This is a genomic window from Allobosea sp. CCNWLY174, from assembly GCF_037120455.1.
Taxonomy (GTDB): domain Bacteria; phylum Pseudomonadota; class Alphaproteobacteria; order Rhizobiales; family Beijerinckiaceae; genus Allobosea; species Allobosea lupini.
In genome coordinates, this window is record NZ_JBBBBQ010000018.1 from 12,258 (window position 1) to 26,810 (window position 14,553).

Genomic DNA, 14,553 nt, shown 5'->3' on the forward strand with positions numbered 1-14,553 from the left:
TTTACCCTGTGCCTGGAATCCCTCAAAGGTGGCGCCAGGAGGCTCCCCAATGGATTTCGAGGCCTTTTTCCGCAGCGAGCTCGACGGCCTCAAGGCCGAGGGCCGCTACCGCGTCTTCGCCGATCTGGAGCGCCGCGCCGGCCGCTTTCCGCGCGCCGCCTTCCACGGCCCGAACGGGTCGCGCGAGGTCACCGTCTGGTGCTCGAACGATTATCTCGGCATGGGCCAGCACCCCGCCGTGCTCGCCGCGATGCGCGAAGCGCTCGATGCCTGCGGCGCAGGCGCAGGCGGCACGCGCAACATCGCCGGCACAAACCACTACCATGTCCTGCTGGAGCGCGAGCTTGCCGATCTGCACGGCAAGGAGGCGGCACTGCTGTTTAACTCCGGTTATATGTCGAACTGGGCCTCGCTCTCGACGCTGGCCGCGCGCATTCCCGGCTGCGTCGTGCTGACCGACGCCGCCAACCATGCCTCGATGATCGAGGGCATCCGGCATTCGCGCGCCGAGAAGCTGATCTTCGCCCATAACGACGCGCAGGATCTGCGCCGCAAGCTGCAGGCGATCGATCCGGCACGGCCGAAGCTGATCGCTTTCGAATCGGTCTATTCGATGGATGGCGACATCGCGCCGGTCGCCGAATTCTGCGATCTCGCCGAGGAATTCGGCGCGCTGACCTATATCGACGAGGTCCATGCCGTCGGGCTCTACGGCGCCCGTGGCGGCGGCGTCAGCGAGCGCGACGGGCTGACCCACCGGCTCGACCTGATCGAGGGCACGCTGGCGAAATCCTTCGGCGTGATGGGCGGCTATGTCACCGGCTCTGCAGCGCTGTGCGACTTCATCCGCAGCTTCGCCTCGGGCTTCATCTTCTCGAGCTCGCTGCCGCCGGCGCTCGCCGCGGGCGCGCTGGCCGCGATCCGGCATCTCAAGACGAGCTCGGCCGAGCGCCAGGGCCAGCAGGACCGTGTCCGCAAGCTGCGCGGGCAGCTCGACCGGGCCGGCATCCCGCATCTCAGCAATCCCAGCCATATCGTGCCGGTGATGGTCGGCGATGCAGCCCTGTGCAAGCGGATCAGCGACGAGTTGCTGGAGCGCTTTGCGATCTACGTCCAGCCGATCAACTACCCGACCGTGGCGCGTGGCACCGAGCGCCTGCGGATCACGCCGACGCCGCTGCATTCGGACGAGGACATCGCCACCCTGGTCGGCGCGCTCAGCGAGATCTGGAGCGCGACGGGGCTGCAGCGGGCGGCCTGAGCCGCCCGCCCTCACATCTCAGAGCAAACCGTTATTGCCGGCGAGCGTCTTCAGGTTGACGTCCGGGCGCGCGCCGACATGGCTGATGACCTCGGCGGCGGCAAGCGCACCGAGCCGCAGGCAGTCGCGCGCTTCGCGGCCCGAGGTCAGGCCATGCAGGAAGCCCGCGGCGAAGAGATCGCCGGCGCCGGTCGCATCGACGACGCGCTCGATCGGGAAGACGGGCTCGGCCACGACGCCGTCCGGCGTCAGCGCCAGCGCGCCGTTCTCCGAGCGGGTGATGACAGCAAGCACGTTCTCGGCCCGAAGAGCCGCCAGCGCCGTGTCGAAATCCGCGCTTTGATACAGGCTCTTGAGCTCGTGCTCGTTGGCGAAGACGAGGTCGACCATGCGGTTGCGGATCAGGCCGAGGAATTCGTCGCGGTAGCGATCGACGCAGAAAGAGTCGGACAAGGTGATGGCGACGCGGCCGCCGGCCTTGTGGGCGATCTCGGAAGCCTTGCGGAAGGCGTCCTTGGCCGCCGGCGGGTCCCAGAGATAGCCTTCGAGATAGACGATGTCGGCGTTCTCGACAGTGGCCGGATCGACATCGGCCGGCGACAGGCCCTGGCAGGCGCCGAGATAGGTGTTCATCGTGCGCTCGCCATCGGGGGTGACGATGATGAAGGAGCGTGCCGTCGCCGGGCCGTCGGTCGCCGCGGCGGTGTCGAAGGCAACCCCGAGCGAGGTGAGGTCGTGACGGTAGAGCTTGCCGAGCTCGTCGGCCTTGACCTTGCCGATGAAGGCACCCTTGCCGCCGAAGGAGGCGAGGCCGGCGATGGTGTTGGCGGCCGAGCCACCCGAGACCACCTTGCCCGGGCCCATCGCGCCGTAGAGCAGCTCGGCCCGCGGCTCGTCGATCAGCGCCATCGAGCCTTTGACCAGCTCGTACTTCATCAGGAAGTCTTCCTCCGCCGAAGCGAAGACGTCGACGATGGCGTTGCCCAAGGCGAGCACGTCGTAGCGCTTGGAGGTCATTGAACGATCCGTGATGGCGGGAGGATGGCGGCGTGTTGCATTGCCGGCAGGTCAGGTCAAGCGCTTCCGCGCCTGCGCGCTGCACTGTCGAGGATCGAGGTCAGCGCCGCCAGGTCCGACGGGCCGAGCCATTGTACCTCATGGGCGAGGCGATTGGCGAACAGGGTCGCTTCCGGTTCGAGGCCGGCGGTGTCGATGACGATGCGCGGGTGAGAGAGCTCGGCGAGGCGGATCAATTCGTCGGCCTCGTCCCAGATCACGCCGAGGTGATGGATTGCGCTCTGGATCAGGGTGAAGGTGGGCTGGCCGCGCTTGCCGTGCTCCAGTGCCGACAGATAGGCCGGGGTGACACCGAGCGCCTGCGCCATCTGCGCCAGCGTGACGCCGCGGGCGGCACGCAGTTCACGGACGCGGCGGCCGAACGGCGTCATCAGTCGACCTCCCGGCTGCGACGCAGGCGGATATAGAGCGCACCTGCGCCGCCATGTCGCTGCTCGGCCTCGTCGAAGCCGAGCACCAGCGGGCGCAGGTCGGGAAGGCGCAGCCAATGCGGCACGTTGCGGCGCAGGATGCCCCTCTCCTCGCCATAAGGCACCTCGCCGGCTATGCCCTTGCCGGTCACCACCAGCACAAGCCTGGCGCCGCGCTGCTGCTGCAGGCGCAGGAAGCCGCGCAAGGCCGAATGCGCCTCGTCCTGGCGCAGGCCGTGCAGGTCGATGACAGCCTCGACGCCCTGCTGGCCGCGGCGCAATTGCGTGCGCAGGCGCCGGTCCAGCGGAACCAGAGGCGGCGGTGCCGGCTTGGCGGGCCGGGCTGGTGTCAACATGGCTGGAGGCGAGACGTTGTCCGCAATCGGCGCGGGTTCGGGCCGTGCTGCTTCCGGTTCAGGCTCGACCGGTGCACGGCCGGCCAGCGGCTTCACCGTGCGCGCGACCTGGCGCCAGAGCGCGAGTTCCGCCTCGGAAAGAAGCTTGCCGCGCCGGCGCATGGCTCAGCGCGGCCAAAGTACGATGAAATCGACAGGATGCCGGATCAGGCCGGCGCGATGCCCCGCTTGCGCACCGGAGCCGACGAAGAGATCGATCCGCGCCGGCCCGACGATCGCGGTGCCCGTATCCTGCGCGAGCATCAGCCGGGCCAGCTTCTCGCTGCCACCCTTGCCGTCGGGGATCTCGGTCTCGATCCAGGCCGGCATGCCATAAGGCCAGAGCGAGCGGTCGACCGCGATGCTGCGCAGCGGGGTCAGCGGCAGGCCGGCCCCGCCGATCGGGCCGGACTCAGCGAGGAGATCGTCGTTGCGGGCATAGAAGACGAAGGAGCGGTTGAGCCGGATGAGGTCGCGGGCAAAGCCGGCATCGGCCTTCAGCCGGGCGATGAGCTTGTCCATCGTCATCTGCTCGGGCGGGATGTTCTCGCGCCGGCTCAGCTCGCGCCCGAGCGAGGTGTAGGGGTGGCCGTTGCGCCCGGCATAGACCAGGCGTGTCACCTTGCCGTCCGGCAGGCGGATCCGGCCCGAGCCTTGGACCTGCAGCACGAAGCGATCGACAGGATCGCGCATGAAGAGGATCTCGAGCCCCTGGCCGGCGAGCGCGCCTTCCTCGATCTCGGCACGGTCCGGGAAGGGCTCCAGGCCGCTCGCCGTCCGGCGCGCCGAGGTCAGGGCCGGGTCGAGGCCGGGCCAATCATCGCCCGGCATCTTGGTGACGAGATCGGCCGGGCGGCCATAGAGCGGCGTCGGGAAGGCGTCGGAACGGGTCAGCGAGCCCTCGAATTCCGGCTCGAAATAGCCGGTCATGAAGCCGTGTTCGGCACCGGCCGGCCGGATGCGCCAGAAGGCGAAGTTGTCCGCGAAGAAGCGGCGGGCCACATCCGGGTTCACATCGCCCTTGGCGAGCAGGGCTGCGGCCTGCGTGCATAGCCCCGGCAGCGCCGCAGGCGCAGGGGCGCCCTGCCGCAGCGGCGGATCGGTCTCGCAACCCTGCGCGAACAGCCGCAGCACAGCAAGCTGATCGTCGGCGCTCCAGCCGGCAAGCGAAGCGGGCGCCACGGGTTCGGCCCGGGCGCCCTGCGGCAGAGATGGGGGAGAGGCGTTTGCGCCGGTCATCGACGGGCCTGCGACCAGAACCCCCAGAACGAGACCGACGACACGGATCACGCGGCCGATTCGGTGGCGACCAGCAGCCAGTTCGGATCGCGGCTGCCGAGCTGGCGCGCAAAGGTCCAGACGTCGTTGACCTCGGAGACCGCCTCGGCGCTGCCGTCGACGACGTTGCCCTGCGCATCGCGGACCGCGCTGATCAATTGCGAGACGAAGGCGATGGTGACCTGGGCGGCCTTGCCCTTGACGTCGACGCCAACGATCTGCGCCTTGTCGATCGAGACGAAGTTGGACTCGGCCTTCTCGCCGCGCTTCTCGCGCTCGGCGATCGCCTGCTCGAAGCCGTCATAAACTTCCTTGGCGAGCAGGCCCTTCAAGGTCTTGCGGTCGCCGCGGGCGAAGGCGGTGACGATGGTCTCATAGGCCGATTTCGCGCCGATGAGGAAGCCCGGCGCGTCGAAGCGCGGTTCCTGGCGGAGGATGGCGTCGAGGCCGACAGCGATGGGCGAGCCCGGCTCGGCAATGTCCTTCCAGCGCTCGGCATCCGCCACGGGGGCAGCTGCTGCGTCGTTGGCGGCGCCCGGCAAGCGGACGACATTGTCGCGTCTGTCGCCATTGCCAGGCTGATCCGGGCGCAGCGGCGGCGTCTCGCGCCGTGCGAACGGATCGGCCGGCGGCTTCTCGTGCCCGGTCTTCTGGCCCAGAACCGAGCGCAGTTTCCAGGCGACGAAAACGGCCAGGGCCAGGAAGACCAGGGTCGTCATATCGAAATTCTGCATCGCCGGCTGATCCGAACCTCGAAAACTCGTTCCCACACAGGCATACGTCGTCGCCCGTCACGAACGGATATGGTGAGGGAGGCTCGTAACATCCACCCCCGGAGGCGACAAGGGCGCGAAAGCGTGGGTCGCTTGTGCCGGCCCCGCCGCCATGATAGCCGACGCGAGCCCGGCGCCGCCGCTTGCCGGGCAATTCCGGCCCTGGCACGGAATTTCCCGATGGTTTTATAGACAATGATGATGGGACCCATGGCCAACGAAAACGGCAACGGCGCCGCCGCCGACCAGCAGGGGCCCAGCCTCAACACGCTGGTCCAGTACATCAAGGATCTCTCCTTCGAGAACCCCAATGCTCCGCGCTCGCTGACCCAGCAGCAACAGCAGGGTGGGCCGCAGATCGGCCTGCAGGTCAACGTCCATGCCAACGCGCTCGGCGAGAACGACGTCGAAACGATCCTGACGCTCGAAGGCAAGGCGACCCTTAACGACGAGACGCTGTTCGCGTTCGAGCTCAGCTATGCCGGCGTCTTCCGCATCCTCGGCGTGCCGCAGGAACAGCTGCACGCGGTCGTGATGATCGACTGCCCGCGCCTGCTTTTCCCGTTCGCCCGGGCGATCGTCGCCGAAGCTGTCCGCAATGGCGGCTTCCCGCCGCTCTATATCGACCCGATCGACTTTGCCCAGCTCTACCGCCAGCGCCTCGAAGAGTTGCAGGCGCAGCAGGGCGCACCGAACGCCTGAATAGCGTCCGACATCACGAATTCGACAGGAAAGAGCCCTCATGGGCTCTTTTTTGTTGGGTCGACCGTTGAAAATCGCCCGGGCGTTTCCATGTCCCGCGGGCCAGAGGCGCGCCATCCCCGCGCGCCATTCCCGCGAGGTACACGACTTCCATGGATTCCCTTATGACGCTCGCCGCCGATCCAGCAGTCTGGGTGGCGCTCGGCGCCCTGATCGCCATGGAGGTCGTCCTCGGTATCGACAACCTCATCTTCATCTCGATCCTGACCAACAAGCTGCCGGAGCATCAGCGCTCGCGCGGACGGCGGATCGGCATCGGCCTGGCGCTGATCCTGCGCCTCGGCCTGCTCTCGACCGTCGCCTTCATCGTGCAGCTGACCGCGCCGGTGTTCTCGGTCTTCGGCAAGGCCTTTTCCTGGCGCGACATCATCCTGATCGCCGGTGGCCTGTTCCTGGTCTGGAAGGCGACCAAGGAGATCCATCACAAGGTCGATCCCGATCACGGGCCCGACATGTTCGACGGCAGTGCGGCCGCGGCCGTGACCTTCGGCGGCGTGATCTTCCAGATCCTGCTGCTCGACCTGGTCTTCTCGATCGACAGCATCATCACCGCGGTCGGCATGACCGAGCATATTCCGGTGATGGTGATCGCCGTCGTGGTCGCCGTCGCGGTGATGCTGCTCGCCGCCGACCCGCTGGCTCGCTTCATCGACAAGAACCCGACGATCGTGATGCTGGCGCTCGGCTTCCTGCTGATGATTGGCGGCACGCTGATCGGCGAGGGCTTCGGCGCCCATATCCCCAAGGGCTACATCTACGCTGCCATGGCCTTCTCGGCCCTGATCGAGGGCCTCAACATGATGTCGCGCCGGGCGAGCCGGAAACAGGGGCAGTAGCCAGAACGTCGTCAGGCTCGGCCACAGGCCTCCTCGGGCACGCCGAGATAATCGCGCCAGAGCGGCCCCTTGAGCTTCATCACGAAGGCCTCATGGGCCGCTCTTTCCTCCGGCGTCAGCCGCGGCGCGAGCGCCCGCTGGCGCACCGGGCGCTCGATCGCGACCGCAAGCCCGGCGCCCGCCTTGCCGGCAACGGCGCCGCCGAAACCGAGGCTGGTCTGCTTGCCGCCGATCAGCTCGATATAGACCTCGGCCAGGATCTCGGAATCGAGCAGCGCGCCGTGCTTGGTGCGGCGGCTGTTGTCGATGCCGTAGCGCGAGCAGAGCGCGTCCAGGCTGTTGCTGGCGCCGGGATGCTTGCGGCGGGCCATGGCGAGCGTATCGACGACGAGCGCCGGCGCGATCGCAGGCAGGCCGAGCCGGCCGAACTCCATGTTGATGAAGCCGACGTCGAAGGCAGCGTTGTGGATGACCAGCTTGGCATCCGCGATGAAGGCCGCGAACTCGCCGGCGATCGCAGCAAAGACCGGCTTGTCGGACAGGAAGGCCGCGGACAGCCCGTGCACCCGGAAGGCGCCATCCGGCATGTCGCGCTCGGGGTTGATGTAGACATGGTAGTTGCGGCCGGTCGGACAATGATTGACCAGCTCGACACAGCCGATCTCGACGATGCGATCGCCTTTCAGCGGTTCGACGCCGGTGGTTTCCGTGTCGAGAACGATCTCGCGCATATCAGCCCGCCCTTTGCGTCCGGCCGAAGCGGCCAGCGACGGCATTCAGGATAGAGCGGACCTGGTGCTCGGCGGCCACGAGCCCGCGCGAGGTGTCCACAAGGAAGTGGGCGCGGCGGCGCTTCTCCGCATCCGGCATCTGGCGGGCGAGGATCGCGGCGAGCTTCTCCTCGCTCATGCCGGGGCGGGAAAGGACGCGCTTGCGCTGAACCTCGGCCGGAGCGGTGACGACGACGACTGCGTCGCAACGCGCCTCTCCGCCAGTCTCCAGCAGCAGCGGCACGTCCAGCACGGCGACGCCAGCGCCGCTCTTGCGAGCCTTCACCAGGAAGGCCTGCTCCTCGGCGCGCACCAGCGGATGGACGATCGCCTCGAGTTTCGCCAGCGCCTCGGGACGGCCGAGCACGGCGGCGGAAAGCCTGGCCCGATCGACGACACCCTTCGTTGTGGTCCCCTGGAAAGCCGCCTCGATCTGCGGCGCTGCCGCGCCGGCATAGAGGTCGTGCACTGCCTGGTCGGCGTCGTGGACGGGGACGCCAGCGGCACGGAACATCGCCGAGGTCGTCGACTTGCCCATGCCGATCGAGCCGGTGAGGCCGAGCAGGAAGGTCATCGCAGCGCCTCCGCCATCGCGCTCACACGCGGGGAATGTCGACTTCGAGCTTCGCCCGCAGCTCCGGCGTCACCTGCGGACGGACGCCGAACCAGCGCTCGAAGCCCGGGACTGCCTGGTGCAGCAGCATGCCGAGGCCGTCGACCGGGATGCCCCCGCGACGCCGGGCTTCGGCAAGCAGCGGCGTTTCCAGCGGGACATAGACGATGTCGTCGACGATCGTGCCCGGGCGCAAAGCCGAGAGGTCGATCTCGAGCGGCGGCTGGCCATGCATGCCGAGCGAGGTGGTGTTGACGATCAGGTCGCTCTCGCCGACGAGCTCAGCGACATCCTGCCAAGGCCGGGCTTCGACCGTTCGCGGGAACGAAGCTGCCAGTTCGACTGCACGCTCCGGGCTGCGATTGACCAGCAGGATGCGGCCGACGCTGCGTTCGACGAGACCATGGATGACGGCGCGCGCCGCGCCGCCGGCGCCGAGAAGGAGCGCCGTGCCGCTCCGCCGAGCCCAATCGGGCACGCAGGCGTCGAGGTGGGCCAGGAAGCCATAGGCGTCAGTATTGTCGCCGCGGAGCGTGCTGCCTTCCATCCACAGCGTGTTGGCCGCGCCCATCGCCCGCGCTGTCTCGCTGGCCACGTCGAGCAGAGGCAGCACGACTTCCTTGTTCGGCACGGTGACATTGCCGCCGACAAACTCACCGGCCCGCAGCCTGGCGATGAAGCCCCGCACCTCGGCGGGTGGGACGTCGACGCGCTCATAGCTGCCGGCAAGGCCATTCTCGACGAGCCAGTGACCATGGATCAGCGGTGAGCGGGAATGCGCGACGGGATGTCCGATGATGAAGCAGCGTCTGGTCATGGCAGTCGTGGAGCTAAGGATCATGCGACGAGGTCAAGCTCGCGCAGCGTGGCGAGCAGGCTCAGCATCGGCAGGCCGAGGATGGTCGAATGATCGCCCTCGATCGTCTCGAACAGGTGGATTCCAAGACCTTCGAGCTGATAGCCACCGACGCTGGTGGTCGCTGCCTCGCCAGCCAGTGCGACGTAATCCCTGATGAAGTCCGAGGTCAGCGGGCGCATGACGAGCACCGCGCTGCTGGTGCCGCGGCCGATGATCTCGCCATCGCGAGCCAGGGTGAAAGCCGAGGTGAGTTCGTGCTTGCGACCGGCGAGCATGGCGATCTGCCGCTCCGCCGCTACCGTGCCCTCGGGCTTGTGGAACGGACGGCCTTCGCAGACCAGCATCTGGTCCGCCGCAAGGATGATCCGGCCAGGATGCTGCGGCGAGACCGACTGGGCTTTGGCATCCGCCAGCGCGGCTGCCACGCCGGCGGGTAGACGGCCCATGGCAAGGAAATCGGCTTCGATCGTACGCTCGTCGACATCCGGCCTGATCGCCTCGACCGGGAGCCCTGCGGCTTCGAGCAGCTGCCGCCGCGTCGCGCTGCCGGACGCGAGGATGAGCGGCGCATCGCCGCGCCAGAATATCGCCTGCCCGGTCACGTCGCGATGAATTTCATGCGGTGGTCGCGCAGCAGGTCGAGGATGGCGGCTGCCGTCTCCTCGATCGAGCGGCGCGTGACATCGATCACGGGCCAGCCCCGGCGGGCGCAAAGCCGGCGCGACTGGGTGATCTCGTCCGCGACCGCATCGGGGTCGACATAGGGCGTCTCGTCATCGGCCTTCAGCGACAACAGGCGGTTCTGGCGGATCTGGATGATGCGCTCTGCGCTGGCGACGAGGCCGACGATCAGCGGTTTCTTCAGGCCGTCGAGCTCGGCCGGGAGCGGCACGTTCGGCACAAGCGGGATGTTGGCGGTCTTGATCCCACGATTGGCCAGATAGATGCTGGTCGGCGTCTTCGAGGTCCGGCTGATGCCGACGAGGACGACATCGGCATTTTCGATATCGCCGCCGAGCTGGCCGTCATCGTGCATCAGCGTATAATTCATCGCGTCGATGCGGCGGAAATACTCGGCATTGAGCATGTGCTGCGCGCCCGGCCGGGGTGCCGAAGCCTGGCCGAGATAGGACTGGAACAGCGACAGGACCGGCTGCAGCACCGACAGGCAGGGGCAGCCGATATCGCGGCAGAAGCTCTCCAGCCGCTCGGCCCATTCCGGCTCGACCAACGTATAAAGAACCACGCCGGGAGAGGTTTCGATCTCGGCGAGCACGCGCGACAGCTGGTTCTCCGATCGAACCAGCGGGTAGACATGCTCGATCGCGGAGACCGCTTCGTACTGTGCTGCAGCGGCGCGGCTGACCGCGATCAGGGTCTCGCCGGTCGCGTCGGAGACCAGATGCAGGTGAAAATAGTTGCGCGCCACGGTTTCCGTCGCCCCTGCCGGCCTCTTGTCCGGCTCAGCTCTAGAGCTGTTCCGCCGGCCTGGGAATCCCTTTTCGATGCTTCGGTCGCCGGCGGACCGCTGATTCACAAAGCTGGGACAAGTGGGGATAACCCGGCGCTTCCAGGAATCCGTCTCGACGGCTCGGGATAACCCGGCCAAAGCCTCAACAGGCATTGGCCTGTGGGCGGAATCCGGATGTTTCACGTGAATCATTTTTGAACGCGGCGCCAAGCCGCGCCCGGGAACGAAATCCAATTCGTTAAGAAAGTCTTAAGGGTCGGCCAGCCCAGAATCGGTCGGCCCACTGACTTGCGGGCGCCCTGTGGACCGGTTGTGGACAATCTTGGGGCGGGCTATGTGCCCCCATCCAAGAGTCTAAACAGAAGACTCTCTTAGAAAAGAATCTTTTAGGAAGATGGGCTCAAGGCCCGGTGCGCTTCATGACCCAAAGCCTTTACCTCCGCGCTCTCTCCGGCGAGACGCTGCCGAAGCCACCGCTCTGGCTGATGCGTCAGGCTGGCCGATATCTGCCGGAGTATCGCGAGCTTCGTGCCAAGGCCGGCGGCTTCCTCGATCTCTGCTATAATCCGGAATGGGCAACAGAGGTCACGCTGCAGCCGATCCGGCGTTTCGGCTTCGATGCGGCGATCCTGTTTTCCGATATCCTGGTGATCCCCCACGCGCTCGGCCAGAAGCTCTGGTTCGCGCAAGGTGAAGGACCTAGGCTGGAGCCAGTGGCCGATGCGGTCCGCTTCGGCGAGATCCGCGACGAGATCGATCCCGACGTGCTGGCGCCGGTCTACGAGACTGTCCGGCGCGTGAAGGCAGCGCTTCCCAAGGAAACTGCGCTGATCGGCTTCTGCGGCGCGCCCTGGACTGTCGCGACCTATATGGTCGCCGGTCGCGGCACACCTGATCAGGGCCCGGCCAAGGCCCTGTTCCAGCGCGACCCTGCCCTCTTCGCGCGGCTGATCGATCGGCTCGTTGTCAGTTCCTCAGCCTATCTCAATGCCCAGATCGATGCTGGGGTCGATACCGTGCAGATTTTCGACAGCTGGGCGGGCTCGCTTGGTCCTGAGGATTTCAAGCGCTGGTGCATCGAGCCAACCAGGCGGATCGTCGATCTCGTTCGGGGGCGCCATCCCCAGGCGAAGATCATTGGCTTTCCGCGCGGAGCCGGAGCCGGCATTCCGGCTTACGTCCGGGGAACCGGCATCGACGCAGTCGGGCTCGAGACCGAGATCGAACGCAGTTTCGTGCGCGAGGCGATTCAGCCACTCGTGCCGGTGCAGGGTCATCTCGATCCGCAGCTGTTGCGGGCGGGCGGACCCGAGCTCGATCGCGAGATCGAGGCGATCCGTGCGGCATTCGGCGGAGGTCCCTTCGTCTTCAATCTGGGGCATGGCATCCTGCCGGACACGCCGATCGCTCATGTCGAGCGGCTGGTCGAACTGGTTCGCGCCTGAAGCCTAGAGGACTACCGCCATGGCCTACGAATGGATCAAGGCTTTCCACGTGATGGCGGTGATCGCCTGGATGGCCGGGATGCTCTATCTGCCGCGGCTGATGGTCTATCACGCCGAGGCGCAGATCGGCTCGATCCAGTCCGAGACCTTCAAGATCATGGAGCGCCGGCTGCTCAAGGGGATCATCAACCCCGCGATGATCGTCACCTGGGTGCTCGGGCTCTACCTCGCCTGGAGCGCCTTCGGCTTCAAGGGCGGCTGGCTGCACGGCAAGATCGCGCTGGTCCTTGTCCTCTCGGGCATACATGGCTATCTCAGCGGCCGGGTCAGGGTCTTCGCCGAAGACCGCAACGACAAGCCGGCGCGTTTCTATCGCATCCTCAACGAGGTACCGGCGCTGCTGATGGCGGCTATCGTCATCCTGGTCGTCGTCAAGCCCTTCTGAGATCGCCGCGGTTTCCCGCTTGAGCGATTCAGGGAAAGCGGTTATCAAGCCTCTGCGCTTTTCGTACGCGTCCTTCCTTATCGTCGACGGCTCGTGCCGCGGCTGCTTTCTCGGCCGACACGACGTCCTGACAAGTGGGCCTGCAGGCCTTTCGTCCCGTCGATCCCTCCACTGCCGTCCGGCCTGCCTGATCGCGGGCCTGTTACTCCGGGTACCCCATGCGGGAAATCAAACTCCACGAACTCAAGGCGAAGTCGCCGACCGAGCTGCTCACCTTCGCCGAAGGCATGGAGGTCGAGAACGCGAGCACCATGCGCAAGCAGGAGCTCATGTTCGCCATCCTGAAGCAGCTCGCCTCTCAGGAAACCGAAATCCTCGGCGAAGGCGTCGTCGAGGTGCTGCAGGATGGCTTTGGCTTCCTGCGCTCCTCCGATTCGAACTACCTGCCGGGTCCTGACGACATCTACGTCTCGCCCTCGCAGATCCGGAAGTTCGGCCTGCGCACCGGCGACACCGTCGAAGGCCCGATCCGCGGCCCGAAGGATGGCGAGCGCTACTTCGCCCTGCTCAAGGTCAACACGATCAACTTCGAGGATCCGGAGAAGATCAAGCACAAGATCCACTTCGACAACCTGACCCCGCTCTATCCTGACGAGCGGCTCAGACTTGAGGTGCAGGATCCGACGAAGAAGGACTTCTCGCCGCGCGTCATCGACATCGTCGCGCCGATCGGCAAGGGCCAGCGCGCCCTGATCGTGGCCCCGCCGCGCACCGGCAAGACCGTGCTGCTGCAGAACATCGCGCAGTCGATCACGACCAATCATCCCGAGTGCTATCTGATCGTGCTGCTGATCGACGAGCGGCCCGAGGAAGTCACGGACATGCAGCGCTCGGTCAAGGGCGAGGTCGTGTCCTCGACCTTCGATGAGCCGGCGACCCGCCACGTCCAGGTCGCGGAGATGGTGATCGAGAAGGCCAAGCGCCTGGTCGAGCATGGCCGCGACGTCGTCATCCTGCTCGATTCGATCACCCGCCTCGGCCGCGCCTACAACACGGTGGTGCCGTCTTCCGGCAAGGTGCTCACCGGCGGTGTCGATGCAAACGCCCTGCAGCGGCCGAAGCGCTTCTTCGGCGCGGCCCGCAATATCGAGGAAGGCGGCTCGCTGACCATCGTCGCGACCGCGCTGATCGATACCGGCAGCCGCATGGACGAAGTCATCTTCGAGGAATTCAAGGGCACCGGCAACTCCGAGATCATCCTCGACCGCAAGGTGGCCGACAAGCGCATCTTCCCGGCGATCGACATCATCAAGTCGGGCACCCGCAAGGAAGAGCTCATCACGCCGCGCTCGGATCTGCAGAAGACCTATGTGCTGCGCCGGATCCTCAACCCGATGGGCCCGCAGGACGCGATCGAGTTCCTCTTGGACAAGCTGCGCCAGACCAAGCAGAACTCCGAGTTCTTCGACTCGATGAACACCTGACGGCGACCACCTCCGTAGCGATATCGAAAGGCCCCGGCATCGCGCCGGGGCCTTTTTCGTTGTCGATAGCAACTGTGGCCAAGTGGGCGCTCGCGGTCACCTAGCCAACCGATTCGGATCCGTGACGGGTTGCGGTCCCTCCGGATCGGGCCAGCCGACCAGGATCGCGTCAGATGCGGTCGTGCCAGGCGGTCCGCCTGAAGGATTCCTGAGTCGGACCAGCGGGCACGATTTCCATGCCATTTGCCGGCGAGGCGACACGCATTGAGGATCGAGCCATGAGCCATCGGGGCATGCGCTGCCGGAGCGAGTATGGCCACACGGAAATCGAATGCTTCTCACGATCTTCGGCGCCTCGCTGAGCCTACGGCACCGCCGGAGTCGATCCGAATTGTCTCCAGCAGTCCCGACTTGGCGCCGCGGTAGTGCCAATCATTATGCGCGATTTGCCCTGCTGGGGATCTGCCGCGCTGCTCGCCTGCGCGGGCGGACTGGCGAACCACAACAGGTGCTGCCCTAGATTCGGATACGAAACAAAACGCCTGGTAAGCGCGATCCGGCGCTGTTGCGAAGGGCGCATGGGCGGCAGGAAAACCCGATCGCAGACCATCCCAGGCTTCCGTCCGGTCCAGCACCTGCCGCGCTCATGCCGTATGGCGATGATGGGCCGCGCC

Annotated in this window: 16 protein-coding genes; 6 read left to right on the forward strand and 10 right to left on the reverse strand. The window is 66.4% G+C overall.

What is annotated here, in order from left to right:
• The first annotated feature begins 49 nt into the window (after nt 1–49).
• Nucleotides 50–1,261 carry a 5-aminolevulinate synthase gene (gene hemA / locus V7S63_RS28125; RefSeq protein ID WP_336532749.1) on the forward strand — a complete coding sequence of 404 codons (1,212 nt, stop codon included), beginning with the start codon at nt 50–52 and terminating at the stop codon, nt 1,259–1,261.
• Between the two features lie 18 nt (nt 1,262–1,279).
• On the opposite strand, the gene V7S63_RS28130 is transcribed toward hemA, so the two are convergent.
• From V7S63_RS28130 to V7S63_RS28150, 5 genes are read right to left on the reverse strand one after another with little or no spacing between them, the layout of a single operon-like run.
• On the reverse strand, nt 1,280–2,278 hold the full coding sequence (locus V7S63_RS28130) for an adenosine kinase (RefSeq protein ID WP_091835896.1): 999 nt from the start codon (nt 2,276–2,278) through the stop codon (nt 1,280–1,282).
• Nucleotides 2,279–2,334: 56 nt separating this feature from the next.
• A complete protein-coding gene (locus V7S63_RS28135) occupies nt 2,335–2,709 on the reverse strand; it encodes a helix-turn-helix domain-containing protein (RefSeq protein WP_091835899.1) in 375 nt (124 codons plus the stop codon).
• Nucleotides 2,709–3,266 carry a Smr/MutS family protein gene (locus V7S63_RS28140; RefSeq protein WP_100961981.1) on the reverse strand — a complete coding sequence of 186 codons (558 nt, stop codon included), beginning with the start codon at nt 3,264–3,266 and terminating at the stop codon, nt 2,709–2,711. Before V7S63_RS28140 ends, V7S63_RS28135 begins: the two co-directional genes overlap by 1 nt.
• 3 nt (nt 3,267–3,269) lie before the next feature.
• Nucleotides 3,270–4,433, reverse strand: a complete 1,164-nt coding sequence (gene mltA, locus V7S63_RS28145) for a murein transglycosylase A (RefSeq protein ID WP_336532750.1) — start codon at nt 4,431–4,433, stop codon at nt 3,270–3,272.
• Nucleotides 4,430–5,155: a Tim44/TimA family putative adaptor protein gene (locus tag V7S63_RS28150; RefSeq protein ID WP_100961979.1), complete on the reverse strand. Its 726-nt coding sequence runs from the start codon at nt 5,153–5,155 to the stop codon at nt 4,430–4,432. The genes mltA and V7S63_RS28150 overlap by 4 nt, the downstream gene beginning before the upstream one ends.
• A 240-nt stretch (nt 5,156–5,395) precedes the next feature.
• Between V7S63_RS28150 and secB the strand changes: the two genes are divergently transcribed.
• Both secB and V7S63_RS28160 read left to right on the forward strand, forming a co-directional pair.
• Nucleotides 5,396–5,896 carry a protein-export chaperone SecB gene (gene secB / locus V7S63_RS28155; protein WP_425285444.1) on the forward strand — a complete coding sequence of 167 codons (501 nt, stop codon included), beginning with the start codon at nt 5,396–5,398 and terminating at the stop codon, nt 5,894–5,896.
• Between the two features lie 152 nt (nt 5,897–6,048).
• The gene (locus tag V7S63_RS28160) at nt 6,049–6,792 is read left to right on the forward strand and encodes a TerC family protein (RefSeq protein ID WP_091835913.1); all 744 of its coding nucleotides are present in this window, start codon (nt 6,049–6,051) and stop codon (nt 6,790–6,792) included.
• Between the two features lie 11 nt (nt 6,793–6,803).
• Here V7S63_RS28160 and dnaQ read toward each other — a convergent pair whose 3' ends face one another.
• From dnaQ to V7S63_RS28185, 5 genes are read right to left on the reverse strand one after another with little or no spacing between them, the layout of a single operon-like run.
• A complete protein-coding gene (gene dnaQ, locus V7S63_RS28165; protein WP_336532751.1) occupies nt 6,804–7,523 on the reverse strand; it encodes a DNA polymerase III subunit epsilon in 720 nt (239 codons plus the stop codon).
• Nucleotide 7,524: 1 nt separating this feature from the next.
• Nucleotides 7,525–8,136 carry a dephospho-CoA kinase gene (gene coaE / locus V7S63_RS28170; RefSeq protein ID WP_336532752.1) on the reverse strand — a complete coding sequence of 204 codons (612 nt, stop codon included), beginning with the start codon at nt 8,134–8,136 and terminating at the stop codon, nt 7,525–7,527.
• A gap of 22 nt (nt 8,137–8,158) precedes the next feature.
• A complete protein-coding gene (locus tag V7S63_RS28175; RefSeq protein ID WP_336532753.1) occupies nt 8,159–8,992 on the reverse strand; it encodes a shikimate dehydrogenase in 834 nt (277 codons plus the stop codon).
• Nucleotides 8,993–9,012: 20 nt separating this feature from the next.
• Entirely contained in the window at nt 9,013–9,636 is a 624-nt protein-coding gene (locus V7S63_RS28180; RefSeq protein ID WP_336532754.1) for a Maf family protein, read from the reverse strand.
• Nucleotides 9,633–10,463, reverse strand: a complete 831-nt coding sequence (locus V7S63_RS28185; RefSeq protein WP_100961973.1) for a pyruvate, water dikinase regulatory protein — start codon at nt 10,461–10,463, stop codon at nt 9,633–9,635. The genes V7S63_RS28180 and V7S63_RS28185 overlap by 4 nt, the downstream gene beginning before the upstream one ends.
• A gap of 461 nt (nt 10,464–10,924) precedes the next feature.
• Here V7S63_RS28185 and hemE point away from each other — a divergent pair, with 461 nt between their 5' ends.
• The 3 genes from hemE to rho all read left to right on the forward strand — a co-directional run bounded on the left by hemE (nt 10,925) and on the right by rho (nt 13,879).
• Entirely contained in the window at nt 10,925–11,950 is a 1,026-nt protein-coding gene (gene hemE / locus V7S63_RS28190) for a uroporphyrinogen decarboxylase (RefSeq protein ID WP_336532755.1), read from the forward strand.
• Nucleotides 11,951–11,969: 19 nt separating this feature from the next.
• Entirely contained in the window at nt 11,970–12,395 is a 426-nt protein-coding gene (gene hemJ / locus V7S63_RS28195; RefSeq protein WP_336532756.1) for a protoporphyrinogen oxidase HemJ, read from the forward strand.
• A gap of 218 nt (nt 12,396–12,613) precedes the next feature.
• A complete protein-coding gene (gene rho, locus V7S63_RS28200) occupies nt 12,614–13,879 on the forward strand; it encodes a transcription termination factor Rho (protein WP_091835939.1) in 1,266 nt (421 codons plus the stop codon).
• The last annotated feature ends 674 nt before the right edge of the window (nt 13,880–14,553 follow it).

Excerpts from the sequence above, each read along its gene's own strand:
- hemA (WP_336532749.1), top strand. The coding sequence starts at position 50 with ATGGATTTCGAGGCCTTTTTCCGCAGCGAGCTCGACGGCCTCAAGGCC.
- V7S63_RS28130 (WP_091835896.1), bottom strand. The coding sequence starts at position 2,278 with ATGACCTCCAAGCGCTACGACGTGCTCGCCTTGGGCAACGCCATCGTC.
- V7S63_RS28135 (WP_091835899.1), bottom strand. The coding sequence starts at position 2,709 with ATGACGCCGTTCGGCCGCCGCGTCCGTGAACTGCGTGCCGCCCGCGGC.
- V7S63_RS28140 (WP_100961981.1), bottom strand. The coding sequence starts at position 3,266 with ATGCGCCGGCGCGGCAAGCTTCTTTCCGAGGCGGAACTCGCGCTCTGG.
- V7S63_RS28150 (WP_100961979.1), bottom strand. The coding sequence starts at position 5,155 with ATGCAGAATTTCGATATGACGACCCTGGTCTTCCTGGCCCTGGCCGTT.
- secB (WP_425285444.1), top strand. The coding sequence starts at position 5,396 with ATGGGACCCATGGCCAACGAAAACGGCAACGGCGCCGCCGCCGACCAG.
- V7S63_RS28160 (WP_091835913.1), top strand. The coding sequence starts at position 6,049 with ATGGATTCCCTTATGACGCTCGCCGCCGATCCAGCAGTCTGGGTGGCG.
- dnaQ (WP_336532751.1), bottom strand. The coding sequence starts at position 7,523 with ATGCGCGAGATCGTTCTCGACACGGAAACCACCGGCGTCGAACCGCTG.
- coaE (WP_336532752.1), bottom strand. The coding sequence starts at position 8,136 with ATGACCTTCCTGCTCGGCCTCACCGGCTCGATCGGCATGGGCAAGTCG.
- V7S63_RS28175 (WP_336532753.1), bottom strand. The coding sequence starts at position 8,992 with ATGACCAGACGCTGCTTCATCATCGGACATCCCGTCGCGCATTCCCGC.
- hemE (WP_336532755.1), top strand. The coding sequence starts at position 10,925 with ATGACCCAAAGCCTTTACCTCCGCGCTCTCTCCGGCGAGACGCTGCCG.
- hemJ (WP_336532756.1), top strand. The coding sequence starts at position 11,970 with ATGGCCTACGAATGGATCAAGGCTTTCCACGTGATGGCGGTGATCGCC.
- rho (WP_091835939.1), top strand. The coding sequence starts at position 12,614 with ATGCGGGAAATCAAACTCCACGAACTCAAGGCGAAGTCGCCGACCGAG.